This is a genomic window from Moorella sp. E306M (genome assembly GCF_006538385.1).
Classification (GTDB): domain Bacteria; phylum Bacillota; class DSM-521; order Neomoorellales; family Neomoorellaceae; genus Neomoorella.
Map to the genome: position 1 here is coordinate 2,467,024 of NZ_BJKO01000001.1, position 19,589 is coordinate 2,486,612.

A 19,589-nucleotide genomic window follows, 5' to 3' on the forward strand; every position below is an offset into this window, starting at 1 on the left:
TTTACTTCACCTGTTAGTACCAAAGAAATTTTGAACGGCAGTTACGGCCTTGGGAAGGGCAAATACAATTACATGATCGCCGGGCGTTATATAATCGTTACCTCCGGGAATTATTATCTCGTCTCCCCTGGCAATGGCGCCGATGATGGCATGGCGAGGAAAGTTGATTTGCTGTATCGGCTTATTGGCCTGACGGCAATTCTGGGGAACGATAAATTCAATCATCTCAGCTTTATCCTGGCCTAATAAACTGATCGCTACAATATGACCGCGCCGGACAAACTTTAAGATGGCTGCTGCTGTTAGAAGACGCGGGCTTATCACCACGTCGATGCCAACTTTTTCCATAAGACCGGCATAGTCCGAACGCCCAACTTTAACAACGGTTTTCTTGGCGCCGAGATGTTTTGCTAGCAGGGATACAAGCAAATTTACTTTATCATCGCCGGTAACGGCAGCAAAAACGTCCGCCTGGCCGATATCTTCTTCTTGCAGGAGGCTCAAGTCACTGCCATCGCCATGGATGAGGGTAACATGGGGCAGCTTATAGCTCAAACTTTCACAAAGCTGGCGGTCCTTTTCAATAATCTTGATTTCAATCTTTTTTCCTGACAGCTTTTGGGCCAAATAGTAAGCCGTCCTGGTGCCACCTAAAATGACGAGTCGCTGGGCGCGGGTACGTTTCTGTCCCAGAAGGTGCTCGACGGGTTCCATTTGCTTGGCCGGGGCAAGGACAAATACTTTATCACCAGCAAGGAGGCGATCTTCACCCCTGGGAATTAACATTTTTTCGCCTCGCTGGATAGCCACAATCAAATAAGGGTTGGGAGAGGGTAAATCCTTCAGCATTTTATTTACTGCCTGGGCATCAGGTGGTAGAATAAGTTCCAGCATTTGAATTTTACCACCGGCATAATATTCAGATTCGATGGCCTCTGGAGCTTCTACCAATTCAGCAATGGCTTTGGCTGTTACATAATCGGGATTGATAACAAAATCTATACCCAGGTCTTTGTCGAAACCGATTTGATTATTTAACAGGTATTCAGGATTACGGATCCTGGCTACAGTTTTCTTTGCTCCGAGCTTTTTGCCAAACAGGCAGGCGACAATATTCACCTCATCATTTTCAGTCACTGCCACTAATAAATCCGTATCACCTATACCGTTTTCTATGAGAACGGCAGGGCTGGCACCATTGGCGCATAAAGTTTGAACATCCAGTCTTTCTTCAACAGCCCTGATTCTCTCTGCATCTTGCTCAATAACTAAAACATCATGGTTGCTGTACGATAACATCTCGGCCAGCTTAAAACCTACTTTGCCAGCACCGATTATAGTTATGCGCAAGATTGGCACCTCTTTTGGAAAGTGTTAAAAGGGACCCGTTGGCAAGAATGAGCCTATATATTCGATAACGAACCTCAATATTCGATAACGAACCTCAAGTTTCCTGCTATGTTACCCGGAGAGAAAGTCTAAAACCCGGGTGCTCCGGCCCATTCCATATTCTTGCAGGGTCCAACGGGATGTATTATAATCGGTACATGGGAAAATCAGGTGGTGAAAAAATGGAATACGGGAGTAAAAAAGTGGCGGCGGTGGCCATAAAGATGGCCCTTGCTGAAAACCGGGAAGAAGAAGCTCGGCTAAAGAAAGAATTTGCTGGCGATGGTATCCGGGCGGCAGCCGTTGATTACGGCGGTGAATTTATCAATTCCGTGCAAAAAATCGTTGAAAGAGCAGTAGTAGCCGCCAAAAGGGAAGGGGTTATTAAAGAAACCCACCCCGAGGAAGGGGCCGTTGCCGGGGCAACCCGGGAAGCCCTGTCCCAGATTATGCCCAAGGCCCTGGGTTTAAATGTAGGCGGCAAAATTGGTATTGCCCGCTGGCATGATCACTTGAGTGTGGCCATTTTCTTTGGCATCGGCCTGCTACACCTGGATGAAGTAGGCATTGGCCTGGGTCATCGGGCCGTCTGAGGGGCAGGATGGCAGGCAGTTTGGTAAAAAATTGCAGGATGGTAGGGGAGAATTATGGAAGAAAAAATTCAGGGTTTACCCGGAACCGGACGCAAACGGGAATCCGGGGGTACAAAAGTACGGGGCTTACGCGGGGCCGTTGAAGTGCCGGAGAATACGGCCGCCGCCATTCTTACGGCAACTGAAGGTTTGCTCCGGGAAATGATGGGCCGGAACGGGCTGGCCGTAGAAGACATTATCAGCGCCATTTTTACGGTGACGCCGGATCTCAATGCGGCTTTCCCGGCCGAGGCTGCCCGGCGCCTGGGCTGGCAGGAAGTAGCCTTAATGTGCGCTACCGAAATACCGGTACCGGGAAGCCTGCCAGGGATTGTCCGCGTTTTAATCCATGCTTATAGCGATCGGGAACCGGTCCACGTTTATCTGGGCCGGGCAGCACAATTACGCCCGGATTTACGTTAGCGAAAACAAAACTATTGACAGCTATTTACTATCCATGGTATGCTGTTAGCAACAAACTGAATATAGCTGAGTTGAGCTGAGTGGAGTTGGAGATGAGCCTGGAGTAGAGCATGGGAGAGTATGCCGGACCAGGGCTCACTTGAGCGCTGGTTTTTATTTTGCCTAAAAGGGGAGGAGAGACTGGTGATCCAGCCTGACCGGCAAACCTATCTGGATCTGGCCCAAAAGGTCCCCTATGTTCCCGTCTGGGCCGAAGTCCTGGCCGATACCGAAACTCCCATTTCCCTGTACTTAAGATTGGCCAACAAACCGGACAGCTTTTTACTGGAAAGTGTTGAGGGCGGGGAGAGGCTGGGCCGCTACTCCCTGATCGGCTTTGATCCCTTGCTGACTTTTAAAATCCGGGCAGGGAAAGCTTATTTAACTGCCCGAGGACAAACTGAGCTTCTCCCAGAAAAGCCGGTGGCGGCTTTACGCAGGTTAATGGCGCAATTATCCCTACCGCCAGTTGTTGGGCCTCGTTTTTGCGGGGGATTGGTGGGTTACCTGGGTTACGACCTGGCCCGGGAAATAGAGAGCTTACCCGGCCACGCCGTGGATGACCTGCAACTGCCGGATACTTATCTAACCCTCCACCGGGTGTTTCTCATCTATGACCACATCTTGCGAACGGTACGGGTGGGTTACCTGGGCCGGGGCGGGGAAGAGGCGGCAGCGGGCTATGAAGATGCCGTAGCCGCAGTCCGACGCCTCTTGCAGGCTTTTGATAGGCCGGTAAAAACGTGCCGGCAGGACAGAAACCTTCCCTTTACTGCCGGATCTTGGCAGGCCAATGTAACCCGGCGGGAATTTATCCAGGGAGTAAAAAAAGCCAAGGAATATATCGCTGCCGGGGATATCTTCCAGGTCGTCCTCTCCCAGCGCTTGAGCCTGCCCTTTACCGGCGATACCCTGGCTGTTTACCGGCGGCTGCGCACCCTTAATCCTTCTCCTTATATGTTTTACCTGAACCTGCCGGAAGTAAAACTGGTGGGGGCCTCCCCGGAAATGCTGGTCAGGGTAGAAGGGGGGAAGATTGACTACAGTCCTATTGCCGGCACCAGGCCCCGGGGCCGGACTCCCCGGGAGGACCAGGAGTTAACTAGAGAACTCCTGGCCAGTGAAAAGGAGCGAGCCGAACATCTAATGCTCCTGGACCTGGGTCGCAACGACATCGGCCGGGTGGCAGCTCCCGGAAGTATCCAGGTACCCCGGCAGATGGTAGTTGAATATTATTCCCACGTCATGCACCTGGTTTCCCGTATTACCGCCCGCCTGGCGCCGGGCAAGGACGCCCTGGACGCTTTACTCGCCTGTTTCCCTGCGGGTACGGTAACCGGGGCCCCGAAGGTGCGGGCCATGGAGATCATTGCCGAACTGGAGCCAACGGCGCGAGGACCTTATGCCGGTGCCGTGGGGTATCTCGGCCTCCACGGCAACCTTGATACCTGCATCGCCATCCGGACCATTACTTTTACCCGGGGGCAGGCCTTTGTCCAGGCCGGTGCCGGTATAGTTGCCGATTCCGACCCGGCGGGTGAATATGAAGAAACCTTGAATAAAGCCCGGGCTCTGCTTCAAGTGCTGAATACCAGGGGGGAAGAGAATTATGCTGCTAATGATCGATAACTACGACTCTTTTACCTATAACCTGGTCCAGTATTTCCTGGAACTGGGACAGGAGGTGGTGGTGCGGCGTAATGACGCCATTACCCTGGAAGAAATTGCTGCCCTGCAGCCTGATTACCTGGTCCTTTCTCCTGGTCCCTGTACGCCCAATGAAGCTGGTATCTCCCTGGCGGCCATAACCGCCTTTGCCGGGAAAATCCCCATCCTGGGGGTTTGCCTGGGACACCAGAGTATAGCCCAGGCCTTTGGCGGCCGGGTAGTCCGGGCCGGGAGGCTGATGCACGGCAAGACCTCAACTATTACTCACGACGGCAAAACTATTTATCGTAACCTACCCAACCCCTTCACTGCCACCCGTTATCATTCCCTGATAGTTGAAGAAGAGACCCTGCCGGGCTGCCTGGAAGTCACAGCCCGCAGCGAAACCGGTGAATTAATGGGCTTGCGCCATCGCCACCTGCCGGTGGAAGGGGTCCAGTTCCACCCGGAATCGATCCTGACGACGGCGGGTAAAGAGTTGCTGAAAAATTTTTTAGAAGTATATGCTAAGCAAACCTTCATGGAAGCTGGTGCCCTTCCGCTTCAAGGCTTAAGTGGAACAAACGAATATAAAGCCAGCTAAACTATCCTTTGCGAGGGGAGAGGAGCAGAGTGTTAAAGTCCCTAATTGGCCAGGTGGTAGCTGGCCAGGATTTAAGTGAAACCGAAGCTGAGCAAGCAATGGATATCATCATGACAGGCGAGGCTACCCCGGCCCAGATAGCTGCCTTCCTTACAGCCCTGCGCCTGAAGGGTGAAACGGTAGAAGAAATCACCGGCTTTGCCCGGAGCATGCGGCGCCGGGCTGCCGGCATCACCACCCGCCACCAGGTATTTATTGACACCTGCGGGACCGGCGGTGACGGTCGCCATACTTTTAACATTTCCACCACGGCTGCCTTCGTTATTGCCGGCGCCGGGGTGGCCGTAGCCAAACACGGTAATCGTTCCGTATCCAGCCGCTGCGGCAGCGCCGATGTGCTGGAAGCCCTGGGAATCAAGGTTGACCTGCCGCCGGCAGCCGTGGCACGCTGCCTGGATGAGGTGGGCATGGCCTTCCTTTTTGCCCCGGTATTCCACGGTGCCATGAAGTATGCCGCCGGCCCGCGCCGGGAAATCGGCATCCGCACCGTCTTTAACCTCCTTGGTCCCCTGACCAACCCGGCCGGTGCACCCTGCCAGCTGGTAGGCGTCTATGATCCTTCTTTAACGGAAACAGTAGCCGCTGTTCTGGGGCGGCTGGGGAGCCGTCGGGCTTACGTGGTCCACGGCAGCGACGGCCTGGACGAAGTCACAACCACCGGACCTACGAAAATAACCTGCCTGGATCACGGTAGCCTCACCACTTATACCTTTTATCCCGAGGATGCCGGCCTGCCCCGGGCTGGTTTAGAAGACCTGGCCGGGGGGACGGCAGCCGATAATGCTGCCATTACCCACTCCGTACTGAAGGGCGAAAAGGGCCCGGCCCGGGACGTAGTTCTCCTCAATGCCGCCTTTGGCCTCCTGGCCGCGGGTGTAGAAAAATCCCTCCCGGGAGCTTTGGCTACAGCGGCAACGAGTATCGATTCCGGCGCCGCCATGGCCAAACTACAGGATATGACGGCCTGGATAGAAAGATGGGCTGCCTGATGCTGGCGGAGATTCTGGCCCATAAACGCCGGGAAGTGGCGGTTGCCAGGGAGCAAAGGCCCCTGGCCCAACTGGAAAGGGAGGTAAAAAATCTACCCTTGACCGGGGATTTTCGCGCCGCCCTGCGGCGCCGGGGGGCCGGCCTGAACCTCATTGCCGAATTAAAGCAGGCTTCACCTTCCCGGGGCCTGATCCGGGCCGCCTTTGACCCGGAGGAGCAGGCCCGGCTTTATACAGCTGCCGGGGCGGCGGCCATTTCCGTATTAACAGACTGGCGTTTCTTCAAGGGTAAGCCGGAATACCTGTCCCGGGTGCGGCAGGTAACCCCCCTGCCGCTGCTCCGCAAGGATTTTATTGTTGACCCCTACCAGATTTATGAAGCCCGGGCTTTAGGTGCCGATGCTGTGCTGCTAATTGTTGCCGCCCTGGAGCCGGCAGAACTGCAGGAATACCTGGCCCTGGCGGATAAGCTTAAGCTGGGAGCCCTGGTAGAAGTCCATACGGAGGCAGAAGTTGAAGTAGCCCTCCAGGCCGGCGCCGGGATTATCGGCATCAACAACCGGGATTTACGGACCTTTAAAGTCGACCTGCATACCACCCTTGCTTTACGGCCCTTGATCCCCCCGGGGCCGGTGGTGGTCAGTGAAAGCGGGATCATGAGCCGGGCCGATGCGGCCCTGGTAGCTGAGGTTGGCGTTGATGCCATCCTGGTGGGGGAAGCCCTGATGACAGCGGGGGATGTAAAGTTAAAAATTGCCGAGTTGAGTCTATCCTAAATCATAACAGGAGTGGCGTTAATGGTCAGGGTAAAAATTTGCGGCATCCGGAGCTATGAAGAAGCCCGGCTGGTCCTGGACGCCGGCGTCGATACCCTTGGTTTTGTCTTTGCCAGAAGCCCCAGGCAGATAAACCCGGAAGCCGCCCGGGAGATAATAATGAAGCTGCCGCCCTTTACCACGACGGTAGGCGTTTTCGTGAATGAGCCCCGCTACAGCCTCATGGAAATAGCTACCTTCTGCCGCCTGGATGTCCTCCAGCTCCATGGTGATGAGCCGCCGGAATACTGCCGCAGGCTTTCCCAGCGACTTATTAAAGCTTTCCGGGTACGGGATGCCAGCTTTGTCCAGGCCATGGACTCTTACCCGGAGGTACAGGGCTTCCTCCTGGATGCTTACGTCCCGGGGGTTGCCGGCGGCAGCGGCCGAACCTTTAACTGGGAACTGGCCAAAAATGCCGTGGCCCGGGGCCGGCCTATCATCCTGGCCGGTGGCCTGACACCCGAAAATGTTGGCACCGCCATCCGTACCGTGCGGCCCTATGCCGTCGATGTCGCCAGCGGCGTGGAAACAAACGGCCGCAAGGATCCGGCCAAAATAGTTTCATTTCTACAGGCTGTGAGGGAAGCTGAAGAGTCCACCACTGCATCACCCCTAGCGAAGAGGTGAAAATTACTGATACGGAGGTAAACCCAATATGGCATTACCAGACAGCCGGGGGCATTTTGGTCCCTACGGCGGGCGCTTCGTACCCGAAACCCTCATGCCGGCCCTTAAGGAAATCGAAAAGGCATACCGGGAGGCCAGGGAGGATCCAATCTTTCAAAGGGAATTAAAATATTACCTTGAGCAGTACGCCGGCCGGCCGACACCTCTGTATTTCGCAGCCAATCTCACCAGGCACCTGGGCGGGGCCCGGATTTACCTGAAGCGTGAGGACCTCAACCATACCGGTTCCCACAAGCTGAATAACGCCCTGGGCCAGGCTTTGCTCGCTCGGCGCATGGGCAAAAAACGCCTTATTGCCGAAACCGGTGCCGGCCAGCACGGGGTGGCCACAGCCACCGTGGCCGCCCTCTTGGGAATGGAATGCGAAATTTACATGGGGGAAGAAGATACCCGCCGCCAGGCCCTGAATGTCTTTCGCATGGAACTCCTGGGGGCCAGGGTAATCCCCGTGGCGGCCGGCAGCCGAACTTTAAAGGATGCCGTTAATGAAGCCCTGCGGGACTGGGTTACCAATGTCCGGACCACCTATTATCTAATCGGTTCAGTTGTTGGTCCCCACCCCTACCCCATGATGGTCCGGGACTTCCAGGCCGTCATCGGTGCAGAAACGCGGCAGCAGGTCCTGGAGGCTACAGGCCGCCTGCCAGACCACCTCATTGCCTGTGTAGGGGGGGGCAGTAACGCCATGGGCATCTTTTATCCCTTTATCCAGGACACCGGTGTCAAGCTGTGGGGCGCTGAAGCGGCCGGGCGAGGGTTAAATACCGGCCGGCATGCAGCCTCGTTAACTGCCGGCCGGCCCGGCGTTTTCCAGGGATCTTACAGCTATATCGTCCAGAACGAAAACGGCCAGATCAAGCCGGTATACTCGCTCTCAGCCGGCCTCGATTATCCCGGCGTAGGACCGGAGCATAGCTACCTTAAAGACAGCGGCCGGGCCACCTATGTGGCCATTACTGACGCCGAGGCACTGGAGGCCTTTCAACTGCTGAGCCGTACCGAAGGCATCATCCCGGCCCTGGAAAGCGCCCATGCCGTGGCTCTGGCCATGAAAGTGGCCCCCGGGTTATCACAGGAGGAAATTATCGTTGTTAATCTTTCCGGCCGCGGCGATAAGGACGTCCAGCAGGTGGAGGCTGTGCTCCAGGAGGGAGGAGAAAACCATGGGTGTTGAGAGGATCAGCGCGACCTTTGCCGCCCGGGAAAAGGAAGGGCGCAAGGCCTTAATCGTCTACCTTTGTGCCGGGGATCCTTCCCTGGAGGTTACGGCGGCAGCCGTTGAGAAGCTGGCGGCAGCCGGGGTTGATATCATTGAGCTGGGGGTACCCTTCTCCGACCCCGTGGCCGATGGCCCGGTCATCCAGGCCGCCAGCACCCGCGCCCTGGCCAGGGGGACGAATTTAAGGAAGATCCTGGACCTGGTAAAGGATTTGCGCTCCCGGGTGAGCCTGCCCCTGGTCCTCATGAGCTACTACAACCCCCTCCTCCAGTACGGCCTGGCAGCGCTGGCTGCCGACCTGGCCGCTGCCGGGGTAGACGGCCTGATCGTTCCCGACCTGCCCCTGGAAGAAAGCGCCCCTTTGCGGGAAAAATTAGCAGCGGTAAAACTAGCGGCCATTCCCCTGGTGGCGCCGACGACGCCGGCAGAACGCCTGCAGCAAATTGCCGCAACAGCGCAGGGCTTTATCTACTGCGTTTCCCTGACGGGGGTAACCGGGGCCAGGGAAGGCCTGCCGCCGGGGATTGCGGCGTATCTCGCCAGGGTGCGGGAGGCGACGGACCTCCCCGTGGGGGTAGGATTCGGCATCAGCCATCCTGAGCAAGCCAGGCTCCTGGCTCCCCTCTGCGACGGCATCATCGTCGGCAGCGCCGTTGTTCAGGCGCTCCATAAAGGGGGCGTGCCGGCAGCTGCAGAACTTGTGCATAGTTTGCGCCAGGCTATATAAAAACAATAAAAGTCCCCTTGCCAGGAGGGGGGCGTTGTGCTATAGTCTAAATTGTAGTATGGTAGGGTACCCTCAAGGCTTACTTAAAATGGCAGGATGGCAGTACGGCAGGAGAGATGGCACTTGAAAAAACGTCACTCCTGGCGGGGGTGACGTTTTGCTTTTGCAGGGGGGTTAAAAATGATTATTATCATGGAGCCCGGAGCAACTTTAGAGGAACAGCAGGCGGTGATAGCGCGCCTGGAACGGGAGGGTTTCAAGGTACACCTTTCCCGGGGAGTAGAACGGACAATAATCGGTGCTATTGGTGATAAGACACGTCTGAAGTCTGAAACCCTGGCCGCCCTGCCCGGGGTGGAAAAGGTGGTGCCCATTTTACAGCCCTACAAGCTGGCCGGCCGGGATTTTCACCCCGAGGACACCGTGGTACCTGTAGGGGATTTGACCGTCGGCGGCCGCCAGGTGCAGATTATCGCCGGACCCTGCGCGGTGGAGAGCCGGGAGCAGCTCCTGGAAACCGCCATGGCCGTCCGGGAGGCCGGGGCGACCATGCTGCGGGGAGGAGCCTATAAACCCCGCAGCTCACCTTACTCCTTCCAGGGCCTGGCCGCCAAAGGCCTGGAATTCCTGGCCGAAGCCCGGGAAGTTACCGGTTTGCCCGTGGTGACGGAGATCATGGACCCGGCCTTGGTCACTGAAGTTGCGCAGGTTGCCGATGTACTGCAAATCGGTTCCCGGAACATGCAAAACTTCGCCCTGCTCCAGGCCGTGGGCCGCACCCAAAAGCCGGTGCTTTTGAAACGCGGCCTCTCGGCGACCATTGAGGAATGGCTCCTGGCCGCCGAATATATCCTCGCTGAAGGTAACAGCCATGTCATCTTATGCGAGCGGGGCATTCGTACCTTTGAGACGTACACCCGCAATACCCTGGACCTGAGCGCCGTACCGGCAGTAAAGCATTTATCCCACCTGCCGGTCATTGTCGATCCCAGCCACGGGACCGGGCGCAAGTTTATGGTCGCGCCCATGGCCAGGGCCGCCCTGGCTGCCGGTGCCGACGGCTTAATGATCGAGGTGCACCCCAACCCCCAGGAAGCCCTCTCCGACGGCCCCCAGTCCCTGACACCGGAGCAATTTGCCCGCCTGGTACAGGAAATCCGGCCCATAATCGCTGCCGGCGAGCGGGAACTGGGGCATCTGGTATCATGAAGGCTATAGCTTACCTGGGGCCCCCCGGGACTTTTTCCCATGAGGCGGCAGTTGCCTGGGCACGGCGGGTAGATCGCAACTGGCAGGCAGGGGCGGATAATTTCCTGACCTGCTTGAGCCTCCCGGAAGTCCTGGCCGCAGTCCAGAACCACCAGGCAGGAGCAGGGATTTTACCGGTGGAAAACTCCATCGAAGGAGCGGTGAACCTCACCCTGGACCTGGTCCTGGAGGAAGAAGGGCTTAAGGTAATCGGCGAAGTAGTATTGCCGGTCTGCCACTGCCTATTGGGCCGGGCAAAAGAAATGACGGCCATCCGGGAAGTCTGGTCCCACCCCCAGGCCCTGGCCCAGTGCCGCCATTACCTGGCCACTAACCTCCCTGGAGCAAAACTTAAGGCGGTTACCAGTACGGCTGAGGCTGCCAGGGAGGCCCGCCAGAGGCCGGAACTGGCGGCCATCGCTTCGGCTTTTGCCGCCAGGCTTTACCAGCTACCGGTACTGGCAACAAGCATCCAGGATTACCAGGATAACAAGACTCGTTTCTGGGTCCTGGGCCGGGAGGCACCGTCCCTCCCCGGACCTTACAAGACCTCCCTGGTGGTGGCTGCCCTGGCCAACCGCCCGGGAAGTCTTTATGCCATTTTAAAGGATTTTGCTGAAGCCGGCATAAATTTGACCCGTATTGAATCCCGTCCGACCAAAAAGGAACTGGGGGAATACCTTTTCTTTATTGACTGCGAGGGCAAAGCCACGGCATCACCATTAAAAGAAGTGCTGGCAGGCCTGAAATCCAGGACGGGTTTATTAAAAATCCTGGGATCTTACTCCCAGGACAGGGGGGAAACCAGTTGCAGCTAGACCGGGACCCGGTTCCGGTAGCACCTCCGGCCGGGAAAATAAGCGGCAATAAAGGGGCCGGTCCCCTGGTTGAAAGGATGGCCATTATCGGCCTGGGCCTGATTGGCGGTTCCCTGGGCCTGGCCCTGTTGCAGGGAGGCCTGGCCCGGGAAGTGGCGGGCTATGACCGCGAGGTTGAGGCCATCCAGGCGGCCATGCAACTTGGTGCCATCAACCGCAAGGCTTCCTGCCCGGAGGAAGCAGTCGCCGGGGCTGAGGTGGTTATCCTGGCCGTACCTGTCGGCACTTTAAGCCAGGTAGCCGGGGTTATCGCCCCGTTCCTGGCGCCGGGGACCGTTGTTACCGATACCGGCAGCGTCAAAGGAGCCATTGTCCGGGAACTGGAAAGTATTCTCCAGCCCCGGGCCTTTTATGTCGGCGGTCATCCCATGGCCGGTTCCGAGCGGGCCGGCATCAAGGCCGCCGACCGTTATCTCCTGGAAAATGCGGTCTATGTTTTGACGCCAACACCGGCCACCGATGCCGGGGCCTTGCAACGCCTGGAAGAGCTGTTCCGGGTGATGGGAGCAAGGGTTATAACCATGGACCCGGAGGAGCACGACCTGGTGGTTGCCGGGATCAGCCATTTACCTCATCTATTAGCCGTCAGCCTGATGCAAACCGCCGGCATTCTTTCCCGGGAGCATCCCCTAACATTGATGCTGGCTGCCGGCGGTTTCCGGGATACAACCCGCATCGCTGCGGGCGACCCGGTCATGTGGCGGGATATTTTTCTCCACAACCGCCAGGCTATTCTTACTTTGTTAAAATGCTGGCGCCGCCAGGTGGAATCCCTGGAGGGGATGATTGCCCGGGGTGACATAGAGGACCTGCAGGCCGTTTTACAGCAGGCCTGCTCTTTAAGGGCCCAGGTGCCGGCGCGGCAAAAGGGCTTGCTGCCCGCCCTCCATGAGCTGGTGGTGACCGTCCCCGACCGGCCGGGGGTCATCGGTGCCATGGCTACGGCCCTGGGTAATGCCGGTATTAATATTATTGACATCGAAATCCTCCGGGTGCGGGAGGGGGAAGGAGGCAGCATCCGCCTGGGCTTTACCACAGCCGCCGCTGCCGCCAAAGCCCTGGAAATATTACAAAGCAGGGGTATTAACGCCCGGAAGTTGTAGGAACTGCTTGACACCGGTAGATATTCCTGGTAGTTTGGAAGGGGAATCAGGAGGAAAAGAATGCAGCTTATTATCAGGCCGTCGCCATCCCTGGCGGGAAGTTTGAGACCGCCGGGGGATAAATCTATTTCCCACCGGGCAGCCATCATCGGGGCTCTCGCCGAAGGGACAACGGTCATCGAGGGTTTCCTGGAGGGAGCCGACTGCCTCAGCACTTTAAGATGTCTTAAGGAACTGGGAGTAGAGATTAATGGCCCCCACGAAGGCCGGGTAGTTGTCCGCGGTGAAGGGATGGGTTCCTTGAAAGAGCCGGAAGCGATCCTCGATGCCGGCAATTCCGGTACCACCATGCGCCTCCTCCTGGGGGTGCTGGCCGGGCAGCCCTTTTACAGCGTGATTACCGGCGACGCCTCCCTGCGCCGCCGGCCCATGGGCCGGGTGACCCGGCCCCTCGCCGCCATGGGGGCCAGAATCTGGGGACGCCAGGGCGGGGAACTGGCCCCCTTAAGTATCCAGGGGGGTAACCTGCAACCCCTTACCTATACCCTGCCGGTGGCCAGTGCCCAGGTAAAATCGGCCCTGCTCCTGGCCGGCCTTTTTGCCCCCGGGGAGACGGTTATTATTGAACCCTGCCGCTCACGGGATCACAGTGAGCGCCTGCTTAAAGCAGCCGGGGCTGCTATCAAGGTCGAAGGGCTGGCTGTCAGGCTCGCAGGCCAGAAGCCGTTGCGGCCATTAAACGTCAGCATCCCTGGGGATATTTCGGCAGCGGCTTTTTTCCTGGTTGCCGGGTGTATCCATCCCCGGGCCACAATCACCCTGAAAAATGTGAACTTAAACCCCACCCGCACCGGCATCCTGGATGTACTAATGGCTATGGGGGGGCAAATAAAGGTAACGCCCCGGGGCGAGAGCGGCGGCGAGCCAGTCGGTGATATCCAGGTAACTTCCAGCAGCCTCCGGGGTGTGGAGATGGGCGGCGAACTCATTCCCCGCCTCATTGATGAAATACCGGTCCTGGCAGTGGCAGCCGCCCTGGCCGCAGGGGAAACGGTAATCCGCGACGCAGCCGAACTGCGGGTGAAGGAGAGCGACCGCATCACCATGGTGGCCCGCGAGCTGGAAAGAATGGGCGCCAGTATCCAGGCACGCCCCGACGGATTCCTGATCAGAGGGGTTAAAAGGGGCCGCCTAAAGGGAACGGTGGTGGACAGCCACGGCGATCACCGCCTGGGAATGGCCCTGGCGGTAGCCGCCCTGGTGGCCGAAGGGCCAACGGTAATCAACGGCGCTGAATGTATGGCCATTTCTTACCCCCATTTTGCCGCCGACCTGGCCCGGCTGGGGGTAGAAGTCAGGGAAGAAGAGTGAGGAATAAATTGTACGGTAACGTAGCCATCGACGGCCCGGCCGGGGCCGGTAAAAGCACAGCAGCCAGGCTCCTGGCGCAAAAACTGGGTTATCTATACATCGACACCGGGGCCATGTACCGGGCCCTGACCTGGAAGGCCCTGCACCAGGGGATAGACCTGGCCGACGACAGGCAACTGGTTGCCCTGGCAGAGGCAACTACTATCAGTCTGGAAAATACGGCTGCTGGCACGGTGAAGGTTTACTGCGATAGCGAGGAAATTACCGCGGCCATCCGGCAGGAAACTGTTTCCCACCATGTGTCTACCGTCGCCCGGGTCCCTGGGGTGCGGCGGCGGCTGGTGGAGCTACAGCGGCAGATGGCCGCCTCCAACCGGGTGGTCATGGACGGCCGCGATATCGGAACCAATGTTCTGCCGGAAGCGCCCTACAAGTTTTTCCTGACGGCTTCTCTGGAAGAGAGGGCGCGGCGGCGTTACCATGAACTCATAGCTTCTGGCCGGCCGGTAGACCTGGAAACCATAAAGGAAGAAATCCGCCGGCGGGATGCCCAGGATAGCCAGCGTGAAGTTGACCCCTTGCAGCCGGCGCCCGACGCCGTCATCATTGATACCACCAATATGAGAGTTGAAGAAGTAGTGGCTAAATTGCTGGAACTAATTCAGACCCATCATGGGGTTAATGCCACCGCCAGCGAACGATGAAAATTTGCCAGGGACATATCCCCACCAGAAGGTACCATTTTTGGAAGAACCCTATTTTCGGAGGAATCCTCCAGGTGTTTTACCAGTTCGCTAAATTTGTCTGCTATCTCTTCTTGCGTTTTTTCTGCCGCTGGGAAGTTCAGGGACGGGAAAACTTCCCCCTTGAAGGACCGGTTATTGTTATTGCCAACCATATCTCCCTTCTGGACCCGGTGGTTGTCGGCGTGGCTGCTCCCCGGACGGTGCGCTTTATGGCCAAGGAAGAGCTTTTCCATATTCCCGTAGTTAACTGGATTATCAAGGGGCTGCACGCCTTCCCCGTCCGGCGGGGGCGCTCCGACCGGGCGGCCTTAAAAGCAGCCCTGGAGGTCCTCCATAACGGCCAGGTCCTCGGCATGTTTCCCGAAGGCACCCGCAGCAAGGACGGCCGGTTACTTCCTTTCCAGCATGGCGCCGCCCTGCTGGCCTTGAAAACCGGTGCGCCTATATTGCCGGTGGCCATAAAAAATACCAATAGAGTCTTTCGTGGTGGCAGGATTAAAGTGATCTTCGGCCCCCCTTTAAAATTTGAGATTGCTGGTCCAAGTACACCCCAGCAGGTCCAGGATCTGACGACTGCCGCTTACCAGGCAGTAGCCAGAATGCTGGCTTAAAGCCGGCTTTTTTTAATGACAGGCAGGAATTTGCTTCTTTTTCGCGAAATGTAAATAATGCTTGGCTGGAATCAGCAAACTAAATTTTAACCTTGATCCAGGAGAAGAGCTTTAGGTGGAAGTGATTGTCGCTGATTATGCGGGCTTTTGTTTTGGCGTCACGCGGGCCGTAAAACAAGCCAGAGAGGCTCCCAAACCGGTCGCCTCCCTGGGAGCACTGGTCCACAACCGGCAGGTAGTGGAACAGCTGGCCAGTGAAGGTGTTCACCCGGTAAATTCCCTGGAAGAAGTAGAAAGCGGCCGGGTATTAATCCGTTCCCACGGCGTGACGCCGGAAATTTTAGCTGCTGCCCGGGAAAAGGGCCTGGAGGTTATCGATGCTACCTGCCCTTACGTGGCACGGGCCCAGCGCCTGGCCAGGAAGCTGGCTGAAGAAGGTTACCAAGTAATAATTGTCGGTGATCCGGCACACCCCGAGGTTAAAGGGCTAGTAGGCTGGGCTGGTCCGGGAGCAGTAGTAGTTCCTAATAAAGAAGCAGCAGCAACCCTGCCATTTCATCCCCGGCGGGCGGTTCTAGCCCAGACCACCCAGCCGGAGGAGAGGTTGGAGAAAGTTGCAGCTGTTTTGCGTTCCAATACGGACACTCTGGTAGTACACAATACCGTCTGCCATGCTACCCGCCGGCGCCAGGAAGCAGCAGTTAACCTTGCGCGTCAGGTAGACATAATGGTGGTAGTCGGCGGTAAGGAAAGCGCTAACACCCGGCACCTGGCTGAGCTCTGCCGGGCTACGGGAACGCCGACCTACCACGTGGAAAGGGCCGGGGAGTTGTGTCGCCAGTGGTTTAATAATGCCCGGAGGGTCGGGGTTACAGGTGGCGCTTCGACCCCAGCGTGGATTATTGAGGAGGTAGTAGCAATGCTGGCTGAACAGGAAAAAGTAATGGTTCCAGAAGACGAAAAGGAACCGGCAAGAAAACCGGAAGGAGCCGACTTTGCGCCGGCCGGGGAAAATAACGTAATTGAGGTGAAACCGGAAAATAATCCTGCCGTTACAGCTGCAGGAGCAGAGGACGCTACGGTAGCAGCAGGAGCCACAGCCGGCCCGGCAGAACCGGCTGTGGCGGAACCGGCCGCTCCCGGAGAACAGCAGGAAGAACAGAAAAATGAAATGCAACAAATGGAAACTAAAATACCTGAACTGCGCCGGGGCAGCATTGTCACTGGTACAGTAGTCCAGGTTAACGATAATGAGGTCCTGGTGGATGTGGGAGGAAAGTGCGAGGGGATTATTCCTTTAAATGAACTCTCTCACCGTAATGTAACCGACCCGCGGGAAGTAGTAGCCGTGGGCGATACCATCGATGTCATGGTCCTAAAGCCCGTAAACGAAGAAGGGCATCCCGTTTTATCCAAGCGCCGCGCCGATCGCCGGGCTGCATGGGATAAACTGGAAAAATACCTGACCAGCGGCGCTGAGCTCCAGGCTGAAGTTATCGAAGTAGTTAAAGGCGGCTTACTTGTCGATGTGGGTGTCAGGGGTTTCGTCCCCGCTTCCCTCATCGAAAGGGGTTACGTTGAAGACTTAAACGCTTACCTGGGTAAAACTTTACGCCTGCGGGTTATCGAGCTGGACCGCAGCAAGAATAAAGTTGTTCTTTCCCAGAAAGCCATCCTGGAAGAAGAATATGAAAAACAACGCCAGGCTACCTGGGACAGCCTGGAGGTAGGCCAGGTACGTAAAGGCATCGTCCGGCGGCTGACCAACTTTGGTGCCTTTGTCGATCTTGGCGGTGTCGATGGCCTGCTCCACGTCTCAGAAATTTCCTGGGGCCGGGTGGAACATCCCCGGGATGCCCTGACGGAAGGCCAGGAAATCGAAGTCAAAATTCTGGGTATCGACAGGGAAGAAGGCAAAGTTTCCCTGGGTCGCAAACAGCTCCTGCCCAATCCCTGGGATACGGCCGCCAGCCGTTACCCGGTGGGAGCGATTGTGGAAGGGAAAGTTCTGCGCTTGGCTCCCTTTGGCGCTTTTGTAGAAGTCGAACCAGGTATCGAGGGCCTGGTGCATATTTCCCAGCTGGCCGACCGGCACGTAGAAAAACCTGAGGATGTGGTAAACGTAGGGGAGGTCATCCCGGTTAAAATCCTGGGGGTAGACCAGGAAGCCCAGCGCATGAGCCTCAGTCTCCGCCAGGCCCTGCGGGATAGAGCCAAAAAGCAGTCCAAACAAGTAGACAAGACCCAGGAAAACCAGGAAGAAAGTGGTGTGAAACTGGGTGATCTGTTTGGGGAGCTTTTCGAAGAGGCAAAATGAAACGCGAGGCGTAAGGGGATGCCAGAGACAATAGCTGGGAGGGGCCAGCGCAAGCTGGAACACCTGCGTTTCTTCCAGGAAAAGGGTTACGGCACCAGCGGCCTGGAGGATATTCATTTAATCCACCAGGCCGTGCCGGAACTCGATTGGACGGATATTAATCTTAGCTGCCGGTGGCTGGGGAAAACCCTAGCCGCACCTTTTATTATTAACGCCCTTACCGGCGGGCCCCCAGAAACAAAGGACATCAATGCCGCCTTGGCCAGGGTGGCCCGGCGGACGGGTATTGCCATGGCCGTAGGTTCCCAGAAGGCAGCTATAGAAAATAAAGCCTGGGTGGAAAGTTTCGCCATCACCCGCCGGGAAAATCCACAAGGCTTAATCCTGGCCAATATAGGTGCCGGTAATTCCCTGGACGCTGCCCGCGAAGCGGTAGCCATGATCGCGGCCGACGGTTTACAAGTACACCTCAACGCTGCCCAGGAAATGGTCATGCCAGAGGGCGACCGTTCCTTCCGGGGCTGGCTGAAAAATATAAAGGATATGGTAAACTTCCTGGACATACCTGTTATTGCTAAAGAAGTGGGCTTCGGCCTGTCCCGGGAAGCAGCCTTACAGTTATATCATAGCGGCGTCCGTATCATGGATGTCGGCGGCCGCGGCGGGACTGATTTTACCGCTATTGAAAATAAACGTCGGGACCGCCAGATTACGGCCCTGGCCCACTGGGGCTTGCCCACCGCCGTGAGCATCCTGGAAATTAAAGAACTGGGCCTGCCGGTGGAGATTGTAGCCACCGGCGGTATCAGGAGTGCCCTGGATGCCGCCCGGGCCCTGGCCCTGGGGGCTAAAATTGTTGGCGTGGCCGGCTATTTCTTAAAAATTCTCCTGGACCAGGGGGAAGAGGCCCTGGCGCAGGAGATTTTCAGCTGGCAGGAAGATTTAAAACGCATTTGCCTTTTAACTGGCTGCACCACCCCGGCAGAACTGGCAACTAAACCTTTAGTCATTACCGGGAAGACAAAAGCCTGGTTGGAGGGTATTCAGCGCCGGCCTGGTTGCAGTAGCCGTTATTAAAACACTCCCGCCAAACCCATCAATCTTATAATGAGGGTTTGGTTTTTTTATCCTTAGTCTACGGCTTATATCTGTAAAAATTTCGCCTGCTAGGCACCTACAAGGATTTACACCCCCTGGAGTAACTCCTTTCCTTTGAGCCTACTCTTCAAGCTTTTTTAATTGTGACTCTTTTCTCCCGGCCGGTACCGGTATATTTCTTACCTGACGGGGAAATCTAACCCTGGAAGGTGATTAACTATGACGGGATATACCACCGGTGTTTTATTGTTAGTTATCATCTTTGTCCTGGTCTATTTTGGCCTTGCCCACCGGGTTCTGGACCGCCTTTATTTAAGCGACCGGGCGGCCCTGACCCTCATTGTCGCTATGATTATCGGGAGCTTTATCAATATCCCTATAACTAGCGGGCGAGTGGTTACTTCTGTTAATGTGGGTGGTGGCCTGATACCTCTGGGCCTGGCCATTTATGTCCTGTACCGGGCTGGAACCGCATGGGAAGTGAGCCGGGCTTTGCTGGGAGCAGTAATTACCGCCGCCGTACTTTCTGGTATCAGCATCCTGACCCGGGGCCGGGAAGCCTGGAATGTTTACGGCCTGAGCCTCTTAGACCCCCTTTACTATTACCCCCTCATCGCCGGTGTAGTCGCCTACCTTGTAGGCCGCTCCCGCAGGGCAGCCTTTGTAGGAGCCATCCTGGGAGTGCTGTTGCTGGATCTTGTCGACCTCTTTTACTACCTCAGCCGGGGTTTAAGAGGAACGGTAGCCTTTGGTGGGGCCGGTATAATCGATGTTACTTTTATGGCCGCCGTTGTGGCCGTACTCCTGGCAGAATTTATCGGTGAAGCGCGGGAAAGGATCCAGGGTGGGCCGAAGGCAGACGGGCGCCCGCGTTCCCTGCTGGCCGGATTGCGAGGAGCTTCACTAAAACCTTTACCAGACAATAAAAAGGATAACGGTGGTGAACAGGGTGAATAAATTAAGGAGACCTCGAAGATTTTGGG

The 19,589-nt window shown here is 56.8% G+C and carries 19 protein-coding genes; 18 read left to right on the forward strand and 1 reads right to left on the reverse strand.

Annotation, left to right across the window (positions count from 1 at the left end; genetic code table 11):
* Window positions 1-6 precede the first annotated feature (6 nt).
* Entirely contained in the window at window positions 7-1,350 is a 1,344-nt protein-coding gene (trkA, locus tag FLZ89_RS12720) for a Trk system potassium transporter TrkA (protein ID WP_172613614.1), read from the reverse strand.
* A gap of 221 nt (window positions 1,351-1,571) precedes the next feature.
* Here trkA and FLZ89_RS12725 point away from each other — a divergent pair, with 221 nt between their 5' ends.
* From FLZ89_RS12725 to FLZ89_RS12810, 18 genes are all read left to right on the forward strand, one after another.
* Window positions 1,572-1,982 carry a HutP family protein gene (locus FLZ89_RS12725; RefSeq protein ID WP_062281816.1) on the forward strand — a complete coding sequence of 137 codons (411 nt, stop codon included), beginning with the start codon at window positions 1,572-1,574 and terminating at the stop codon, window positions 1,980-1,982.
* 54 nt (window positions 1,983-2,036) lie between these two features.
* Window positions 2,037-2,444 (forward strand): chorismate mutase, encoded by a 408-nt coding sequence (gene aroH, locus FLZ89_RS12730; RefSeq protein WP_141264814.1) that lies wholly within the window; start codon window positions 2,037-2,039, stop codon window positions 2,442-2,444.
* Window positions 2,445-2,627: 183 nt separating this feature from the next.
* Window positions 2,628-4,112 carry an anthranilate synthase component I gene (gene trpE / locus FLZ89_RS12735; protein WP_141264813.1) on the forward strand — a complete coding sequence of 495 codons (1,485 nt, stop codon included), beginning with the start codon at window positions 2,628-2,630 and terminating at the stop codon, window positions 4,110-4,112.
* Window positions 4,093-4,734 (forward strand): aminodeoxychorismate/anthranilate synthase component II, encoded by a 642-nt coding sequence (gene pabA / locus FLZ89_RS12740; protein WP_253256485.1) that lies wholly within the window; start codon window positions 4,093-4,095, stop codon window positions 4,732-4,734. The genes trpE and pabA overlap by 20 nt, the downstream gene beginning before the upstream one ends.
* A 29-nt stretch (window positions 4,735-4,763) precedes the next feature.
* On the forward strand, window positions 4,764-5,783 hold the full coding sequence (gene trpD, locus FLZ89_RS12745) for an anthranilate phosphoribosyltransferase (RefSeq protein WP_141305094.1): 1,020 nt from the start codon (window positions 4,764-4,766) through the stop codon (window positions 5,781-5,783).
* Window positions 5,771-6,559 (forward strand): indole-3-glycerol phosphate synthase TrpC, encoded by a 789-nt coding sequence (gene trpC, locus FLZ89_RS12750; RefSeq protein ID WP_253256486.1) that lies wholly within the window; start codon window positions 5,771-5,773, stop codon window positions 6,557-6,559. The genes trpD and trpC overlap by 13 nt, the downstream gene beginning before the upstream one ends.
* 21 nt (window positions 6,560-6,580) lie before the next feature.
* Entirely contained in the window at window positions 6,581-7,228 is a 648-nt protein-coding gene (locus tag FLZ89_RS12755; RefSeq protein ID WP_141305095.1) for a phosphoribosylanthranilate isomerase, read from the forward strand.
* Window positions 7,229-7,256: 28 nt separating this feature from the next.
* Entirely contained in the window at window positions 7,257-8,462 is a 1,206-nt protein-coding gene (trpB, locus tag FLZ89_RS12760; protein WP_141305096.1) for a tryptophan synthase subunit beta, read from the forward strand.
* Window positions 8,452-9,234, forward strand: a complete 783-nt coding sequence (gene trpA / locus FLZ89_RS12765) for a tryptophan synthase subunit alpha (RefSeq protein WP_141305097.1) — start codon at window positions 8,452-8,454, stop codon at window positions 9,232-9,234. Before trpB ends, trpA begins: the two co-directional genes overlap by 11 nt.
* A 180-nt stretch (window positions 9,235-9,414) precedes the next feature.
* Entirely contained in the window at window positions 9,415-10,443 is a 1,029-nt protein-coding gene (aroF, locus tag FLZ89_RS12770) for a 3-deoxy-7-phosphoheptulonate synthase (RefSeq protein ID WP_141305098.1), read from the forward strand.
* Window positions 10,440-11,300: a prephenate dehydratase gene (gene pheA / locus FLZ89_RS12775; RefSeq protein ID WP_141264806.1), complete on the forward strand. Its 861-nt coding sequence runs from the start codon at window positions 10,440-10,442 to the stop codon at window positions 11,298-11,300. Before aroF ends, pheA begins: the two co-directional genes overlap by 4 nt.
* Window positions 11,291-12,463 (forward strand): prephenate dehydrogenase, encoded by a 1,173-nt coding sequence (locus FLZ89_RS12780; RefSeq protein ID WP_253256487.1) that lies wholly within the window; start codon window positions 11,291-11,293, stop codon window positions 12,461-12,463. The genes pheA and FLZ89_RS12780 overlap by 10 nt, the downstream gene beginning before the upstream one ends.
* 60 nt (window positions 12,464-12,523) lie before the next feature.
* On the forward strand, window positions 12,524-13,834 hold the full coding sequence (aroA, locus tag FLZ89_RS12785) for a 3-phosphoshikimate 1-carboxyvinyltransferase (RefSeq protein WP_141305099.1): 1,311 nt from the start codon (window positions 12,524-12,526) through the stop codon (window positions 13,832-13,834).
* Window positions 13,831-14,538: a (d)CMP kinase gene (cmk, locus tag FLZ89_RS12790; protein WP_141305100.1), complete on the forward strand. Its 708-nt coding sequence runs from the start codon at window positions 13,831-13,833 to the stop codon at window positions 14,536-14,538. Before aroA ends, cmk begins: the two co-directional genes overlap by 4 nt.
* Window positions 14,539-14,612: 74 nt before the next feature.
* The gene (locus FLZ89_RS12795; protein WP_141264803.1) at window positions 14,613-15,191 is read left to right on the forward strand and encodes a lysophospholipid acyltransferase family protein; all 579 of its coding nucleotides are present in this window, start codon (window positions 14,613-14,615) and stop codon (window positions 15,189-15,191) included.
* A 115-nt stretch (window positions 15,192-15,306) separates the two neighbouring features.
* Window positions 15,307-17,508, forward strand: a complete 2,202-nt coding sequence (locus FLZ89_RS12800) for a bifunctional 4-hydroxy-3-methylbut-2-enyl diphosphate reductase/30S ribosomal protein S1 (protein ID WP_141305101.1) — start codon at window positions 15,307-15,309, stop codon at window positions 17,506-17,508.
* A gap of 18 nt (window positions 17,509-17,526) precedes the next feature.
* Window positions 17,527-18,585, forward strand: coding sequence for a type 2 isopentenyl-diphosphate Delta-isomerase (gene fni, locus FLZ89_RS12805; protein ID WP_141264801.1), 1,059 nt, complete (start codon window positions 17,527-17,529; stop codon window positions 18,583-18,585).
* 240 nt (window positions 18,586-18,825) lie between these two features.
* Entirely contained in the window at window positions 18,826-19,563 is a 738-nt protein-coding gene (locus tag FLZ89_RS12810) for a DUF1614 domain-containing protein (RefSeq protein ID WP_141305102.1), read from the forward strand.
* Window positions 19,564-19,589: the final 26 nt, after the last annotated feature.